Consider the following 16825-nt stretch of genomic DNA (forward strand, 5'->3'; position numbering starts at 1 on the left):
GGGAATGCGTAACCATTTGGTCGCAGGTTTTACAGTGGCGTTGTTCGGGCTTTCCGGTGTAACTCTGGCAAAGGTCAGCGAATCCGAAGCAAAGCGGTTAGGCAATGAACTCACTCCCGTTGGTGCAGAGCGAGAGGGCAATGCCTCAGGTAGCATTCCCGGGTGGACTGGCGGGCTCAGCCAGCCTCCCGCTGACTGGACGCCGGGGCAGATTGAAAGCAACCCGTTCCCTGAAGATGAGCCGCTGTTCGTGATTACCGGCGACAACCTGGACCTATACCGGGACAAACTCACCGATGGCCATATCCGTATGCTGGAGCAGTATGGGCCGGAGTTCGTGATGCCGGTCTATCAGACCCGTCGTACAGCTGCATTCCCCGAAGATGTGTATGAAAAGTCGCGTGACAATGCCCTCAGCGCGGAACTTCTGGCGAACGGCAACGGTGTCCGTGGCACTATCATGACCAGCCCGTTTCCGATTCCAAAGAACGGCCTGGAAGTGATCTGGAACCACATCCTGCGTTATCGTGGCGAGGAGCTGTCGTTCCGCAGCTCATCCGCAACGCCGCAGGTAAACGGTTCCTACAACGAGGTTGTTAACCAGTACGATTATTTCTTTGCCTATAGCCGCAGAGGCGCGGATCTTGCTGATATTGATAACAAGATTTTCTATCTGAAGACCGATACCATTGCACCTTCTACGCTTGCGGGGACGATCACGCTGGTCCATGAAACCCTGGATCAGATTCGCTCGCCTCGCCTTGCCTGGCGCTACGATGCCGGTTCACGACGCTTGCGCCGCTCACCGAACCTGGCCTATGAAACCGATTTGCCGAACTCTTCCTCGCTACGAGCTGTTGATCAGAAGGACATGTACAATGGCGCCCCGAACCAGTATGACTGGGAGCTGAAAGGCAAGCGGGAGATTTTTGTGCCGTATAATGCCTACAAGCTGCACGACAGCGATGTCCGGGCGGATGACGTCATTCGGCCGCAGCACATCAACCAGGAGCTGGCCCGCTACGAGCTGCATAGGGTATGGGTGGTCGAGGCAAAACTGCGCACTGGTATCAGCCATATCTATTCCCGTCGGGTGTTTTATGTGGATGAGGATAGCTGGCAGATTCTCGCCACGGAGGAGTATGACGGCAACAATGAACTCTGGCGTGTTTCCGAAGCGCACAACATCAGCTATTACAGTGAGCCGGTGTTCTGGACTACCATGGAGATGACATACGACCTTAAGGCCCAGCGCTATTACATAGATGGCCTGGATAACGGCTTCCCGGCCTACGATTTCGAGCCTGGCTTCCGCGGCAACCAGTTCTCGGCCTCCGCAGCCCGAAGAGCGGCCCGCCGCTAACCGTCGGTTTCCCCGGGCCTGGCAGGGCCCGGAACCTGTCCGGGCCGAAACACTATTGAGGAGATTCAGTTATGGCGGCACCGGAACAGCTTGAGGCAGTGGATACCCTGGTTGAACACCTTAAAGCCGCTCTTGCCGAGAAGAACTGGGACGAGCTGTCCCGTTTGAATGAGCTTGTGAAGCCGACGATTGAACCGGTCATGGCCGCCCTTGAGGCCGGCGAATTAGAGCCGGAACCGGTCAGGAAAAGGCTGGCAACTCTGCAATCCTTTTGCGACCGTGCCAATATTTCGGCAAATGAAGCCAAGGCGGAAGCCCAGCAAGCCCTCAAAGGTGCCAACCAGAACCGAAGCGCGGCAAAAGCCTATCAGAACGTTTCTTTAAATCGTCCTAAATAGCGTCATAAAATTGACTCGGGCGCGCTTACAGTCTTAAATACCGCACAAATCCCCGCAAGAGATTCGTTTGGATGTCTAAAAATAACAAGGTGCTGGTGCTCAGCGAGGACGATAAAAGAAGACATGACATTTCCATCATTCTTGAATTCATTGGTGAAGAAGAAATAGTCTCTGGTGCCGAGGCTCATGCACTGCTGTCCAGTGGTGATGCTGAAAGCCTGGAGTCGGTATCCGCTGCGATCGTCAATGGAGAAGAGGATGGCGGGCTCAGGTTTGTTTCCGCAGTATGTGAAGCTGTCAGGGGAGTGCCGGTACTTTTGGTGGGTCACCCCGACCTTAGCAGCCTGTCGGATGACGAGGCCAGCCGGGTTATTGCCCGCATGGAATGGCCGTTGAGTTACACGAAGTTTGTGGACTCCCTCTATCGCGCCCAGATTTATCGGGACCAGTACGCCCGCTCCCGGGAACGTGGCCAGCAACGTGGGCTGCAGCTTTTCCGCAGTCTGGTGGGTACCAGCCGGAAGGTGCAGTCTGTGCGCCAGTTGATGGAGCAGGTGGCGGATAAGGACGTCAGCGTACTGATTACAGGCGAATCCGGCACTGGCAAAGAAGTGGTGGCCCGCAACCTTCATTACCATTCGGCCCGGCGTGACAAGCCGTTTGTTCCGGTCAACTGTGGCGCTATTCCGGCGGAGCTGCTGGAAAGCGAGCTGTTCGGCCATGAAAAAGGCGCCTTCACTGGAGCCATTACATCCCGCGTTGGCCGTTTTGAGCTCGCCGAGGGTGGTACGTTGTTCCTTGATGAAATCGGCGATATGCCCCTGAACATGCAGGTGAAGATTCTGCGGGTTCTGCAGGAGCGCACGTACGAGCGTGTTGGCAGTAATCGCACTCAATCAGCGGATGTGAGGGTCGTTGCTGCCACTCACAAGCACCTGGAAGACATGATTGAAACCGGCGATTTCCGGGAGGACCTTTACTACCGCCTGAACGTATTCCCGATCGAGATGCCGGCCCTGCGTGAGCGGGTGGAGGACATTCCGCTGCTGACCAATGAGCTGATTTCCCGCATGGAGAAGGAAAAGCGTGGCTCCCTGCGGTTGAACTCGGCTGCGATCATGAGCCTCTGCCGGCATGACTGGCCGGGCAATGTGCGCGAGCTGGCGAACCTCGTGGAGCGGCTGGCAATCATGCATCCCTATGGTGTTATCGGGGTGCAGGAGTTACCGAAGAAGTTCCGCTATGTGGACGATTACGATGAGAACCGGCCGGTTGAGGATTCGGGGATGCCGTCCGGTATTCCGGGGCTGGTGGGGTTGGATGCGCCGGCGTTGTTGCCGGTGAACGGTATCGACCTGAAGGATTATCTCTCTGGTCTTGAGAAGCAACTGATTCAGCAGGCGCTGGATGAGGCCGGTGGTGTGGTGGCCCGGGCAGCGGAGAAGCTGAGGATTCGGCGGACGACCCTGGTTGAGAAAGTTCGGAAGTACGGGCTTAGGGACGAGGAGTCCGAGGAGGGCTGAAATTCTCCGGTTTTTCTGGCTTGAGCGGCGTCAAAGGTTTGTAACCTTCGGCGCCGTTGTTGTTTCGGGGCGACGTAATCCCGTCATCTTCCTTTCTCTGTTTTTACCTTCCTGTTGAAATATAAACAAAAATTAAAGTTGGCACGGTGCTGGCTTAGTCCTGCCCAAACGATCCATCCGATTGGTGCGGGCCGGTGTTTGGTCCGGTCAGAGGGCGAGTTTATGAGTCAGTTGCAATTTGTTGGTTTGTCGTCGGCGAAGGAGTCCTTAGCCAATAAGGAGTCTCCGTCCAACGCGGCGGCGGATGTCAATGACAAGGTGACGGCGTTGTTCCCGGAGCAGGGCGATGAGGCTGTGGGTACGGCGCTGGATCTGTTCAACCAGATGTCCCGGCAGATTACTGATTCCTATCGCACCCTGGAGTCCCGTGTTAACCAGCTGTCGGGGGAATTGTCAGCGGAGTCGCAACAGCGCCAGGTAGAGCTGGAGCAGAAGGAGGAGCTGGCTGATCGGCTTTCCACGTTGCTACACGCGCTTCCGGCGGGTGTTGTGGTTCTCGACAGCCAGGGTGTGGTGACACAGACCAATCCGGCGGCGATTACGTTGTTGGGGGAGCCCCTCGATGGCGAACGCTGGGTGGATGTGATTCGTCGTTGTTTCGCGCCTCGTCGGGATGATGGTCATGAGGTGTCGCTGAAGGATGGCCGCCGCGTCAGTATTGAAATCCGTACCATGGAGAATCAGCCGGGGCAGTTGATCCTGCTGACGGACCTGACAGAAACCCGTCACCTGCAGGCTCAGCTTGCCCACGCCCAGCGATTGTCGGCAATGGGTAAGATGGTGGCTTCCCTGGCTCACCAGATCCGTACGCCGCTGTCCGCCGCTATTCTGTATGGCGGGCACCTAGGTCAGGAGGATCTGGATGAGGAGATGCGCCAGCGTTGCGCGTCCCGTCTGATGTCCCGTTTGACGCACCTTGAGCAGCAGGTGCGTGACATGCTGATTTTTGCCCGCGGCGAGACGCGGCTGGCGGAGGAATTGTCTGCCGGTACCCTGGGTCAGGCACTCTCATCCGCGCTGGAAGGGTTGAAGCTTCCTGCCGGGGTTGCGGTGACGATGGACCGCCAGGCGAACGACGAGTCGCTGATGTGTAACCGCGATGCCCTGGTGGGCGCCTGTACCAACCTGGTGAACAACAGTGTGGAGGCAGGTGCCACGGCCGTTTCGGTGGCTGTTGTGTCCGTGGAAGGTGAACTGGTGATTCAGGTTACTGACAATGGCCCCGGATTTACCAGGGATCAGGCGAGCCAGCTTATGGAAGCTTTTTATACCACCAAGTCCCACGGTACAGGTTTGGGGCTGGCTGTTGTCCAGGCTGTTGTGAAAGCACACCAGGGGCGGTTTGCGATTGATGCGCCCGCTCATGGTGGGGCGGTTGCAACCATCTCCCTGCCGTTGCTGCGTTCGCTGTCGGCCGGTGGCCGTCGGCAGCAGACACACAAGAATGACTGATTGGAGGCGACCATGGCCAAAGCCCAAATTCTGATTGTTGAAGACGACCACGATCTGCGTGAAGCGCTGGTTACCACCCTTGAACTGGCAAAGTTCCGGGTTCGGGAAGCTGCCAATGCGGAGCAGGCGCTGGCACAACTGGCCGAGTCGCCGGTGGACATGGTCGTCAGTGACGTGAATATGCCGGGGATGTCCGGCCATGACCTGCTGCATGAGATCCAGAGGCGATACCCCGGGCTGCCGACCATGCTGATTACCGCGTACGGCCAGATCAGCCACGCGGTATCCGCCATGCAGTCGGGTGCTATCGATTACCTGGTAAAGCCGTTTGAGCCTTCCGTGCTTGTGGACGCCGTTACACGGGTGGTGGGTGGTGGTCGCCAGAAAAGTGGCGATCAGCCCGTTGCGGAAGACCCCATTAGTAAGCGTATGTTCCAGCTGGCGGCAAAAGTGGCGGCCAGCGATTCAACGGTAATGATTTCCGGTGAAAGCGGCACCGGCAAAGAGGTGCTGGCCCGCTATATTCATCAGCAGTCTCCAAGATCCGACCAGCCGTTCGTTGCGATTAACTGTGCGGCGATCCCCGAAAACATGCTGGAGGCGATTCTGTTCGGTCATGAGAAGGGAGCCTTCACCGGTGCAGTGGCTTCTTCCCCCGGCAAGTTCGAGCAGGCTAACGGTGGTACCATACTGCTGGATGAGATTTCAGAAATGGACCTTGGCCTGCAATCCAAGCTGTTGCGGGTGTTGCAGGAACGCGAGGTTGAACGGGTAGGGGGGCGCAAGACCATTATCCTGGACGTGCGGGTGATTGCCACCACGAACCGCGACCTGGCGGACTACGTACGGGAAAACAGATTCCGCGAAGATCTTTACTACCGGCTGACGGTGTTCCCCATGCACTGGCAGCCCCTGCGCGAACGCACCCTGGATATCATGCCGCTGGCCAGTGCCTTGCTGAAAAGCCATTGTCGCAAGATGAAACTGACCGGCGTGACCTTTGCGCCCGATGCCAGGGACGCGCTGATGGCCCACCAATGGCCCGGCAACGTTCGTGAGCTGGACAATGCTATTCAGCGGGCGCTGGTGCTGCACCAGGGAAACGTGATTCATGTCGGTGATCTTTGCCTGGAACTGGGTATTACCGGGCGAATGGACAGCACGTCGGCCCCGGCAACGCCTCCGTATACTGCTCCGGAACCCGCATCTGACACAGCTGCCCAGGCAGACGAGGAGTACTCTCGCCCATCGGACGGGATCGACCTTGCAGGGTTGTCTCCCACATCCCTTGGTGACGAGGTTCGGCAACGTGAGTTCCGGATTATTATCCAGACCCTGAAAAAGGAACGCGGTCGCCGCAACCGGGCAGCGGAGCAGTTGGGCATCAGCCCGCGCACGCTCCGGTACAAGCTGGCCCAGATGCGGGATGCGGGCATTGATCTGGATGCCGAACTGGCCACCGCCTGATTCCCCTTCTCAGCGGCTCCTTCGTTCGGCACCTTCGGGTGCCGTTTTTTATGGGCTTGTCAAAAGACTGTCGCTGTTCTGAGCCCGCCTTCCGAAAAGTTCATTAACTTAATGAAAATAAGGCAATAAATAATTCTGGCCTATGGTTTGCTTAACTTCGGAAAGAGATATCCAGTTCAATGGCTTGCCTGCAAAAAGGGCGATCCGGGAGAGTGAATCATGGTTCAGCGTGCTGACATCAACAGTGTTCTTTCTGAAATCCGCAATATGCGCTCGCAGATGATGGAGAATCAGCGGGTTGAGCAGGACAACAACATCCGCGGGCGCCTTGACGGCCCCTCCAAAGTTCAGGAAACCCCCGACACGCCGAAGTTCAGCGATATGCTCAGCCAGGCTGTGGGATCGGTGAACGAACTGAAACAGACGTCAAGTGATCTGAAGACGGCTTATGAGATGGGCGATCCCAATGTGGATATTACTCGCGTCATGATTGCGTCGGAAAAAGCATCCATCTCCTTCGAGGCATTGACCCAGGTTCGGAACCGGGTTGTCAAAGCCTACGAAGACATCATGAACATGCCGGTTTGATAACGGAGCAGACCCATGGCCAGCTTACCTGCTGAAACCTCATCCTCGAATATGCCCGCAGCGCGGGAGGACGACACCGGTGAAAGCCGCAGTGACGTGATATTCGGGTTCAACCGGCTGAATCTGCTGCGGCAGGTGGGCCTGATGGTGGGGCTGGCGGCCAGCGTTGCCCTTGGTGTTGCCGTGGTGCTGTGGGCCCAGGAGCCTAATTACCAGCCGGTCGTCGGGGATATGTCCGGTTACAATCCCCAGGACGTCACCACCATCCTCGACGCCAACGGTATCAATTACCGTATGAACCCGCGCACCGGGGCTTTGCTGGTGCCTTCCGACGAGGTTTATAACGCCCGCCTGAAGCTGGCAGCAGAGGGTGTGACAGATGAGCAGACGATCGGTTACGAGCTTCTGGACCAGGACCGGGGCCTGGGAACCTCCCAGTTCATGGAAACCATCAGCTTCCGCCGTGGCCTGGAAGGTGAGTTGGCCCGCACCATCAGTAGCATGCGCACGGTTCGCGCTGCCCGGGTTCACCTTGCCATTCCGGAGCGCTCGGTGTTCGTCCGTGACGCCCGCACGCCGACGGCCTCTGTTTTCCTGGAAGTGATTGCTGGTCGCCGTCTGGAGCAGGAACAGATTGCTTCAATCGTGAATCTGGTTGCCGGCAGTATTCCGGAAATGAACAAAGACAATGTCACCGTGGTTGACCAGAGCGGGAACCTTCTCACGGGTCGAGAGGAAGGCGGCGACACTCAGCAGATGGAAGACCAGTACGATTACACTGCCCGCGTTGAGGAACGTCTGGCACACCGGGTCGCGTCTCTGGTGCGCCCGGTGGTAGGTGATGGCCGATTCCGCGCCGAAGTGACGGCGGACCTGGATTTCTCCTCGGTGGAGCAGGCAGAGGAGCTATTCAATCCGGAGCAGCAGGCAGTGCGCAGCGAGCGCCAGATGTCCGAACGCCGTGTCGGTGGCGGCGCCAGTGGTATTCCCGGCGCCCTGTCCAACCAGCCACCGGCCCAGGCCACCGTGCCAGAGCAGGTCAATGGCGATGAGGAGGGTGAGGCTCAGGCGTCTCCGGTGAACGTGCGTGAAGAGTCGACCCGGAATTACGAAATGGACCGCACTGTTAGCTACGTACGCCAGGAGCTCGGTCGCATTGATCGCGTGTCGGTGGCGCTGGCCGTCGATGACATGAAGGTGGTTGATCCCCAGACTGGCGAAGTCAGCTATGAACCCTGGCCTGAACAGGAACTGCAGCGCCTGACGATGTTGGTTCGTGATGCCGTGGGGTATTCAGCGGCCCGAGGTGACAGTGTTACGGTAATGAACACAGCGTTTGCAGCGCAAGAGCAGGTAGAGTTTGAAGCCCCGGGGTTCTGGGAGCAGCCCTGGTTCTGGGATCTGATGAAGCAGGTGCTGGCAGGCCTGGTGATCCTTGTGCTTGTATTGGGATTGTTGCGCCCGACCCTTAAGAGCCTGTCTGGCGGCGGACGCAGTGAACGCCGGGGTGAATCCGGGGATGACCGCTACGAGGGGCTTGACGGTATTGAAGGTGGTGATGCCCTCCGGGAGGCCATGCATTCACAGGATGATCTGCTTTTGCCTGGGGCGACAGACAGCTATGATAGGCAGTTGAATGCGCTGAAAGGCCTTATTGCGGAAGACCCCGCCCGGGTTTCCCAGGTGATGCGCCAGTGGGTGAATGTTGATGACTGATGAGAACAACCGCCAGCCTGAGGCGCCGCAAAAGCTCCAGCGGAAGATTCCGCGGGTGGAGCAGGCGGCCATCCTGCTGATGTCGCTGGGTGAAAACGACGCTGCCGAAGTCCTCAAACACATGGGCCCGAAAGAGGTCCAGCGGGTTGGCGTGGCCATGGCCCAGATGAAAGACGTGAGCAAGGACGACGTTACCTATGTGCTCAACCAGTTTGTTGAGGCGGTTGGCGGCCAGACCGGTCTGGGTGTCGGTAACGACGATTACATCCGCACCATGCTTACCCAGGCCCTGGGTGACGACAAGGCCTCCAGCCTGATCGATCGCATTCTCATTGGCGGCAACACCACTGGCCTGGATACCCTGAAGTGGATGGAACCCCGTGCAGTGGGTGACATCATCCGTTATGAACACCCTCAGATTCAGGCCATTGTTATTTCCTACCTTGATCCGGATCAGGCCGCGGAGATTCTCGGTACGCTGGACGACAAGGTGCGCCTGGACGTGATGATGCGGGTCGCCTCCCTGGAAAGTATCCAGCCCCAGGCACTGCAGGAGCTCAACGACATCCTCGAGAAGCAGTTCTCCGGCGGTTCCGCCGCCCAGACCAGCCGCATTGGCGGGGTCAAGCGAGCGGCCGATATCATGAACTTCATGGACCGCAGTATCGAGGGTGGCCTGATGGATTCCATCAAGGACATGGATCCGGACCTGGCCTCCACCATTGAAGACCTGATGTTTGTTTTCGATAACCTGAAAGACATTGATGACCGTGGTATCCAGGCGCTGCTGAGGGAAGTTTCCTCCGAAGTGCTGGTGGTTGCGCTGAAGGGTGCGGACGACGGTGTCCAGGAGAAAATCTTCAAGAACATGTCCAAGCGCGCCGCCGAACTGCTGCAGGATGACCTTGAGGCCAAGGGGCCTGTGCGGGTCAGTGAAGTGGAATCCGCCCAGAAGGACATTATCACCATCGCCCGCCGTATGGCTGAAGCCGGTGAGATCACCCTCGGCGGTGCTGGCGAAGAAATGATGTGATGAAAGATCCCCGCCGCAACCTTGATCGCATTCCCAAGGAAAACCTGACCGCCTATGAACGCTGGGAGCTTCCGCTGCTGGATGCCCGGGGCAATGAAGTAGCGCAGGAAGAGCATCGCGATGTAAAGCCTCTGACGGCTGCCGATATCGAGGAAATACGTCAGGCGGCCCGGGAAGATGGCCATGCCGAGGGCCGGGAGGCGGGGTATCAGGAAGGCTTCAGTGAAGGTCGGGAAAAAGGCCATCAGGAAGGGCGCGAGGCGGGCCTGGCCGAAGGGCGTGAGCTGGGAACAGAGCAGGGGCTGGCGGAGACTCGTAAGGAAGTCGACGCCAAGCTTGACCGCCTGGAGCATTTGCTGGGCGAATTGCTGGTTCCCATCAAGCGTCACGAGGATGAAGTGGAAACCGCCCTGGTTAACCTGACCACGGTTCTCGCACGTGCTGTGGTGTTCCGGGAACTGTCCCTGGACTCGTCCCACATCAGCGACGTGGTCCGGCGGGCGATGGCCTCGCTGCCGTCAACCACCGAAAACGTACGGATTCATATTCATCCCGACGATTACCAATGGGTCAGCGAGGTTGCCGGGAAGTTCGAGGCGGCCACTTCCATTGTCGAGGATGCCTCTGTACTACGGGGTGGCTGCAAGCTGGAAACCCGCCACAGCCTGGTGGACTTCACGGTGGAAAAACGCTTCCAGAAAGCGGTTCAGGGAATGCTGGACAAGCAACTGGATAGCGAGAAAGCCGGTGAAGGAGAAGAACTTGACGCCATGATGGGCGATCTCACCGATTTCCGGCACGATGTGCTCGACTCCGACGAGGAGGAAGGCGATGACGGCACACCTGGCTGAACGCCTGGCAAGACTCCAGGGCCATTTTAACGAAGAACCCCAGCCGGAGCTTTCAGGCCGGTTAACACGAATGGTCGGTCTTACCCTGGAATGCGTGGGTTGCCCCATGGTCGTTGGCGACCGCTGCGTTATTACCGGGCAGGGCGCCGGCACCGTGGAAGCGGAAGTGGTCGGCTTCGAAGACGACCGTGTCTATCTTATGCCCCTGACTGCCATAAAGGGGCTGCGCCCTGGCGCCAGGGTGGTGCCGTTGTCGGCGGCCAGCCGGGTGCCTGTGGGCCCGGGGTTGCTGGGGCGGGTGGTAAACGGCAACGGCGAGCCGCTGGATGGAAAGGGTCCGCTACAGGCGGAGGCCCGGGTTTCACTCAGTGGCGATATCATCAACCCGCTGGACCGTGCCCCGGTGCGCCAGTCCATGGATGTGGGCATTCGAGCCATTAATGCATTGATGACTGTCGGCCAGGGCCAGCGTCTGGGCCTGTTCGCCGGTAGCGGTGTTGGTAAAAGTGTGCTGTTGGGCATGATGACCCGCTTTACCAACGCGGATGTCACTGTGGTCGGGCTGATTGGCGAACGTGGCCGCGAGGTCAAGGAGTTCATCGAAGATATCCTCGGCGACGAGGGCCTTGGTCGTTCTGTGGTGGTTGCCTCCCCCGCGGACGATTCGCCCCTGATGCGCCTGCGCGCAGCCATGTTGACCACCCGTATTGCGGAATACTACCGCGACCAGGGCAAGCGGGTATTGCTGCTGATGGACTCCCTCACCCGTTATGCCCAGGCCCAGCGGGAAATCGCCCTGGCCGTGGGCGAGCCGCCGGCCACCAAAGGCTACCCCCCTTCTGTTTTTGCCAAGCTGCCACAACTGGTGGAGCGTACCGGTAACGGCCGTCCCGGTGGTGGTTCCATTACGGCGTTTTACACGGTACTTACCGAGGGCGACGATCAGCAGGATCCGATCGCGGATGCTGCGCGGGCCATCCTCGACGGCCATATCGTGCTGTCCCGGCGCCTGGCCGAAGAGGGGCACTATCCCGCCATTGATGTGGAGGCCTCCATCAGCCGTGTGATGCCTCAAGTCACGGAACCCGAACACTTCTCCCGTGCCCAACGATTCAAGCAGGTTTACTCCCGTTATCAACAGGCCAGGGACCTGATCAGCGTGGGTGCCTACGTGAAGGGGTCGGATCCGGAAACCGACTTTGCCATCGCCCACATCGGCAACATGGGGCAGTTCCTGCAACAGGGGCTGAACGAAAGCGCCCCCCTGGAGGACAGTGTCCATCAATTGCTGGCGGTGGTACCGGAAAGGCGCTCTCCCGATCGGCCCAAAACCCCACCGGCCGCCTCTGGGGGTGGTAGCTGATGTTGCGATCCCAACGGCTGGCGGTGGTGCTCGCCCTTGAAGAGCGCAAGGAAAAGGCAGCCCTGGAGAAAATGGCCCAGGCCCAGCAACACCACGAGGCCCAGCGCCAGCAAATCGAAAATCTTGAGCGGTATCAGCGTGAATACCGGGAGCAGATCCGCAGCAGTCAGAAGGGCGTGGTTTCCGTTGCCCGGCTCCAGGGCTGGCAGGCGTTTATCGCCCAACTGGACCAGGTTATAGCCCAGCAACAGAAACTTCTGACACAGGCTGAAGAGCGGCTGCAGGCGTGCCGTGAAGAGTGGCAGAAGGCCTGGGAACGCCGCCGGGGCATGGAAAAGTATATCGAAACCTGTCGCCAGCACGAGCAGCGGGAGCAGGACCTCAGGGACCAGAAGCAGATGGACGAGGCTGCCGGGCGGATACTGGCAAGGCGCCGCTGATTCCATTGCGGAATAAACCTTCTGCGGATGCAAATTCAGTGTGGTGAGCTATCCTTTACCACAGGGTGCCCCGGGCACTCGTCTTGTTCTCCCGTTACGCGGTACGCATTTCATGGAGGCTCCGGAATGCCGATTCATACGCATCGCAGTGAAGATGGCCAGACCCTGACCATAAAAATTGAGGGGCGTTTTGATTTCAGCACCCATCAGGCCTTCCGTGATGCGTACGAGCACGGTGACGAGAAGGTGACCACCTTTATCGTCGATCTTTCTGACACCACCTATCTCGACAGTTCGGCACTTGGCATGCTGCTTTTACTACGAGACTACGCCGGCGGTGACAATGCCCGGATACGCATCGAAAACTGCAACAACGATGTTCGCCGTATTCTATCAATTTCCAATTTTGAGCAACTGTTTGCGATTCGCTGAATCAAAGGATAGTGGCGTCGCGGAGGCCCGATGTGGATGAACCGCTCACAGACAACCGGCCGCTCCGGATTCTGATTGCCGATGATAGCGACAGCGACCGTCTGATACTGAAAACCCTGCTGCGGCGACTTGGTCATGAGGTTGAAGACGCCGCAAACGGGATGGAAGCGCTCGATATTTTTCGCAAATCCGCGCCAGACATTGTGTTGCTTGATGCACTGATGCCGGTTATGGACGGGATGGAAGCCGCCCGCCACATCAAGGTGCTGGCGGGTGAGCGGCTGGTCCCATTGATCTTTCTTACCTCGCTGTCGGATGCTGATGCGCTGGCCCGTTGTCTGGAGGCTGGCGGTGACGATTTTCTGACGAAGCCTTATAGCCGCATTATCATTGAGGCCAAGATCAACGCCTTCAATCGCATGCGATTAATGCATCGTACCCTGAGCCACCACCGTGACCTGATTCGCGAACGCAACAGGAAGCTGCTGGAAGAGCAGGAAATCGCCAAGCGGGTATTTGACAACGTTGCCCATACCGGTTGTCTGGATGCGCCCAATATCCGCTATCACGCATCCCCCATGTCGATTTTCAATGGTGATGTACTGTTCGCCTGTCCGCGCCCGGCCGGAGGTATGCAGATACTGATCGGCGATTTCACCGGCCACGGCCTGCCCGCTGCCATCGGGGCCATGCCAGTGGCGGAAATATTCTACGGCATGACCAGCAAGGGCTTCAGCGGTAGTGACGTGCTCAGGGAGATCAACCAGAAACTTGGCAGGATACTGCCGACCGGTATGTTCTGCTGTGCCGCGATGATCCAGGCGGACTTTCACCTGAATCAGTTGCAGATCTGGAACGGAGGGCTCCCGGATGGGGTGTTGCTGAGGAAAAATGGCGCACGCGAGAACATCGTTTCCCATCACCTGCCGTTGGGCGTCCTTGGCACCGCCCGGTTTGATGCCGGCATGAAAATTTTCCAGACTGAGCCGGGTGACACCCTGCTGATGATGACAGATGGTGTGATGGAGGCTGAGAACCAGCAGGGAGAAATGTACGGCGAGCAGCGCCTTGCCCGCTCGCTTAACGAGGCGGGGCAGGGGGATTCGCCATTCGAGACGGTTATGGCGGGCATACGTGCCTTTACGGGGAATCAGCCGGAGCAGGACGACCTGACGCTGTTTTCCCTCGGGATGGTGGAAGAGGGGGAGCTGGCCGGCGTGTCCGAACGATTGCCCCAGTCAGCGCTGGAGGGGCCGGCGGAATGGCACTGCGTCTACGAGGTTCAGGATCGCACCCTGGGACAATTCAGCCCGTTACCGCTGCTGCTCCATATCTGTATGGAAGTGCCGGGGCTGCGCCGGAAAAGTGGTGAAATATATACCCTGTTGTCGGAACTGTACACCAATGCCCTGGAGCATGGTGTCCTGGGACTGTGTTCTGACTGGAAGGCCACTCCTGACGGCTTCGGGCAATATTACGCCGAACGGGAGCGAAGGCTCGGTGATGTGGCGGGCCACTTTATACGATTCACTTTGACCCATACCATGACAGACAGGGGTGGGCGATTGGCCATTGTCTGCGAAGACAGCGGCAGCGGCTTCGATTACCGCAAAGAAAGTTCCGCAGCCGGGAGTGAGTGCCGTTATTCCGGAAGGGGGTTGATGCTCTTGCGAAAGCTGGGACATTCCCTGAACTATCGCGAACATGGCACCCGGGCTGAAATTGTATATGATTGGCATTTTTCCGAGGTTGCTACCCGCGAGGGCAGCACCATCCAACAACCAGGGGGTTGGTCATGACGGATAAACCACACCTTGATGAAGAAGCTCTGGCTGAGTTGCAGGACGTTATGGAGGATGAATTCGACGTCCTGATCAACACCTACATCAATGATTCCTCGGACCGGATTGCCCACCTGCGGGCCGCGCTGGAGAAGTCGGATGCTGACTCGTTCGCCAAATCCGCGCACAGCTTCAAGGGCAGTTGCATCAACATAGGTGCTCCTCGACTTGGAGAGCTTTGCTTTCAGGCGGAAAAAGCGGGTATCGATAATCGTCTGGAGAAGGCCGGGGCCATGCTGGACGCCATCGAGAACGAGTTCCGACAGGTTGAAGGGACGCTGAGGCGGTTTTTGGAATGATGTGACCATAATGGCACTGCTTTTGCTTCAATGCTTGAAAGAGTATTGGAAAGGGGGCTGCAGCGTTCAGATGCCTCTCTCAATCAGCAAAAGCGGCAAGAGGTTGCCATGTCCCAAATGGTTCTCCCCCAGGCTTCCCCACAGGGACCACAGGCCGACAATGGTTTAAAAAGCGCAAAAGACAGCCGGGAAAAAAGCGGTGAAAGTCAGTTTGACTCTGTCTCTCGTGCCGAACAACAGCGAATTGACAGTAAACAAGCGGAAAAACGTGACCAGGCGCGTGCCGAAGACAAGGCCGGCAACGAACAGGTACGTCACGATAAAAGTAATGACAGCCGCCCGGAAGACAGCAAGGAATCCTCTCCTGCAACCGAGTCCCGTAGCGCGAACGACGGCCGTGGCAAAGAAGCCCCGGTAAAGCCAGCCGCCAAAGATGACGCGTCTGATAAGGCCGGGGAGCGGGTTGCGGATCAGGACCTTCCGGAAGAGACCGTATCCCTGACATTTGCAGACTTGCAGGCATTGCTGATGCCGGCAGGGGGCAATACAACGTCAGTTTCCGGGGGCAACATCGGCGGTAATGCAACGGGTAATGGCCCGTTGCCGGGGGTGCAAGCGTTTGCCGGGATGATCGCCGGTTTGCCTGGCAGCCCGGGAAGTAAGCAGGGCCAGGCCCCCGGCCAGGGAACAGGGCTTGGCGCCGGGCAGGGGCAGGCGTTGACAGAGGCGCTGTTGTCTGGCCTGACGGCCGATGCGTCCCGTACCCAGGAAGCACCATCTCTGCAGAGTACCATGCGGTTTCAGGCCGCAGCAGAGTTGGCCGGCCAGCAGTTGGCAAACCCGAACAGTGCAAAGCTGCCTGCTGAAGCAGCTGCTCTTCGCGGGTATACAACCTCTATCGATCTGCCGGTCAATCATGCAGAATGGGGAGACAAGCTGGTCGGCAAGTTGACCTGGCTGACGGCACGAAATATGTCTGTTGCTGAAATACACCTCACACCCCCTGATATGGGGCCGATGGAGGTGCGGGTCCAGGTCCAGCAGGAACAGGCAAACATCACCGTTCACTCCGCCAATCCGGCGGTGCGGGACCAGCTTGAACTGCACAGCCACCGCCTCAGGGATATGTTGAGTGAACAGGGACTCTCCCTGGCACAGTTTGATGTGTCGGATTCCCCGCAACGGCAAACCGGTGAAGACGGCACCGGGGACGGTAAGGCTGGCGAGGGCGCAACACTGGCCGATGCCGGCTCGGACGACCAGGATCTGCAGTCTGACTCCCTCGACCTGACCTGGAAGGGCGAAGTCGATATCTTCGCCTGACCGGGTTGTCTATCAACTGACCATTCTTGTTTTGCCCATCCTCCCCTGCAACGCTAAACTGCTGTTCCGATAGGGAGGATGGGTCTATCTGGCCCGCCCTTTGCTTAAACCTCTTTATAAACGGTCCGGTTGACGGATTTCTGGCAGACATACGTTATGGCTGAAAACAACGCGTCCCCCGAGGCGCCGGCGAAAAAAGGCAAGCTCAAGCTGATTCTGCTACTGACGGTAGTGGTCCTTCTCGCGATAGGGCTGTCGGTGGTTGGTACAATGTGGTTCCTGGGGGGCGGTATCCCGGGAGTGACTGACAGTGAAGAAGAGCAAGGTGTCGAACAGGCCGAGGTATTCGTTCCCAGCACCTACACCGTACTTGAAAAGGCGCTGGTCACAACGGTTCAGGCTGAGGGGCGCCAGCGCTATGCTCAGGCTTACCTGGCGTTCGAAGCCGACGATCCCGCGGCGTTGGCTGCGGCCAATCGGCACATGCCGCTGCTGCGGAGCCGGCTGATTGGCGTCCTTGGAGGCAGTGATTTCAACAAATTGCAGACACCAGAGGGCCGACAGGCGCTGGCCGATGATATGCTGACAGCGGTGAACAGCGCGCTTGAACAGGAAGGGGAACCCCCCTTGCTTGCAGTGCTGTTCAGGAACTTTGTCGTTCAATAGAGAATGCAAG

General features: G+C 58.3%; 16 protein-coding genes. All 16 read left to right on the forward strand.

Translation table 11 applies throughout. The features are described 5' to 3' along the window. Positions 1-4: 4 nt before the first annotated feature. The 16 genes from NLU14_RS02180 to NLU14_RS02255 all read left to right on the forward strand — a co-directional run bounded on the left by NLU14_RS02180 (position 5) and on the right by NLU14_RS02255 (position 16815). Positions 5-1363, forward strand: a complete 1359-nt coding sequence (locus NLU14_RS02180; RefSeq protein WP_275704516.1) for a DUF1329 domain-containing protein — start codon at positions 5-7, stop codon at positions 1361-1363. A 71-nt stretch (positions 1364-1434) separates the two neighbouring features. Next, positions 1435-1761, forward strand: a complete 327-nt coding sequence (locus NLU14_RS02185) for an SOS cell division inhibitor (RefSeq protein ID WP_275704517.1) — start codon at positions 1435-1437, stop codon at positions 1759-1761. A 71-nt stretch (positions 1762-1832) separates the two neighbouring features. Continuing rightward, positions 1833-3284 (forward strand): sigma-54 dependent transcriptional regulator, encoded by a 1452-nt coding sequence (locus NLU14_RS02190; protein ID WP_275704518.1) that lies wholly within the window; start codon positions 1833-1835, stop codon positions 3282-3284. A gap of 222 nt (positions 3285-3506) precedes the next feature. Next, on the forward strand, positions 3507-4796 hold the full coding sequence (locus NLU14_RS02195; RefSeq protein ID WP_275704519.1) for a sensor histidine kinase: 1290 nt from the start codon (positions 3507-3509) through the stop codon (positions 4794-4796). Positions 4797-4808: 12 nt separating this feature from the next. Next, on the forward strand, positions 4809-6263 hold the full coding sequence (locus NLU14_RS02200) for a sigma-54-dependent transcriptional regulator (protein ID WP_275704520.1): 1455 nt from the start codon (positions 4809-4811) through the stop codon (positions 6261-6263). Between the two features lie 219 nt (positions 6264-6482). Further along, a complete protein-coding gene (gene fliE / locus NLU14_RS02205; RefSeq protein ID WP_275704521.1) occupies positions 6483-6851 on the forward strand; it encodes a flagellar hook-basal body complex protein FliE in 369 nt (122 codons plus the stop codon). A gap of 15 nt (positions 6852-6866) precedes the next feature. Further along, on the forward strand, positions 6867-8567 hold the full coding sequence (gene fliF, locus NLU14_RS02210) for a flagellar basal-body MS-ring/collar protein FliF (RefSeq protein WP_275704522.1): 1701 nt from the start codon (positions 6867-6869) through the stop codon (positions 8565-8567). Beyond that, entirely contained in the window at positions 8560-9600 is a 1041-nt protein-coding gene (fliG, locus tag NLU14_RS02215; RefSeq protein WP_275704523.1) for a flagellar motor switch protein FliG, read from the forward strand. The genes fliF and fliG overlap by 8 nt, the downstream gene beginning before the upstream one ends. Continuing rightward, on the forward strand, positions 9600-10451 hold the full coding sequence (locus NLU14_RS02220; RefSeq protein ID WP_275704524.1) for a flagellar assembly protein FliH: 852 nt from the start codon (positions 9600-9602) through the stop codon (positions 10449-10451). The genes fliG and NLU14_RS02220 overlap by 1 nt, the downstream gene beginning before the upstream one ends. Beyond that, positions 10432-11814 carry a flagellar protein export ATPase FliI gene (gene fliI, locus NLU14_RS02225; RefSeq protein WP_275704525.1) on the forward strand — a complete coding sequence of 461 codons (1383 nt, stop codon included), beginning with the start codon at positions 10432-10434 and terminating at the stop codon, positions 11812-11814. The genes NLU14_RS02220 and fliI overlap by 20 nt, the downstream gene beginning before the upstream one ends. Further along, the gene (fliJ, locus tag NLU14_RS02230) at positions 11814-12254 is read left to right on the forward strand and encodes a flagellar export protein FliJ (protein WP_275704526.1); all 441 of its coding nucleotides are present in this window, start codon (positions 11814-11816) and stop codon (positions 12252-12254) included. The genes fliI and fliJ overlap by 1 nt, the downstream gene beginning before the upstream one ends. Before the next feature lie 126 nt (positions 12255-12380). Then, positions 12381-12686 carry an STAS domain-containing protein gene (locus NLU14_RS02235; RefSeq protein WP_275704527.1) on the forward strand — a complete coding sequence of 102 codons (306 nt, stop codon included), beginning with the start codon at positions 12381-12383 and terminating at the stop codon, positions 12684-12686. Between the two features lie 32 nt (positions 12687-12718). After that, positions 12719-14485, forward strand: coding sequence for a SpoIIE family protein phosphatase (locus NLU14_RS02240; RefSeq protein WP_275704528.1), 1767 nt, complete (start codon positions 12719-12721; stop codon positions 14483-14485). Continuing rightward, positions 14482-14826 (forward strand): Hpt domain-containing protein, encoded by a 345-nt coding sequence (locus NLU14_RS02245; RefSeq protein ID WP_275704529.1) that lies wholly within the window; start codon positions 14482-14484, stop codon positions 14824-14826. Before NLU14_RS02240 ends, NLU14_RS02245 begins: the two co-directional genes overlap by 4 nt. Positions 14827-14934: 108 nt before the next feature. Continuing rightward, entirely contained in the window at positions 14935-16149 is a 1215-nt protein-coding gene (locus NLU14_RS02250; RefSeq protein WP_275704530.1) for a flagellar hook-length control protein FliK, read from the forward strand. Between the two features lie 156 nt (positions 16150-16305). Continuing rightward, on the forward strand, positions 16306-16815 hold the full coding sequence (locus NLU14_RS02255; RefSeq protein WP_275704531.1) for a flagellar basal body-associated FliL family protein: 510 nt from the start codon (positions 16306-16308) through the stop codon (positions 16813-16815). The last annotated feature ends 10 nt before the right edge of the window (positions 16816-16825 follow it).

This window comes from Marinobacter iranensis (genome assembly GCF_029207565.1).
GTDB classification, from domain to species: domain Bacteria; phylum Pseudomonadota; class Gammaproteobacteria; order Pseudomonadales; family Oleiphilaceae; genus Marinobacter; species Marinobacter iranensis.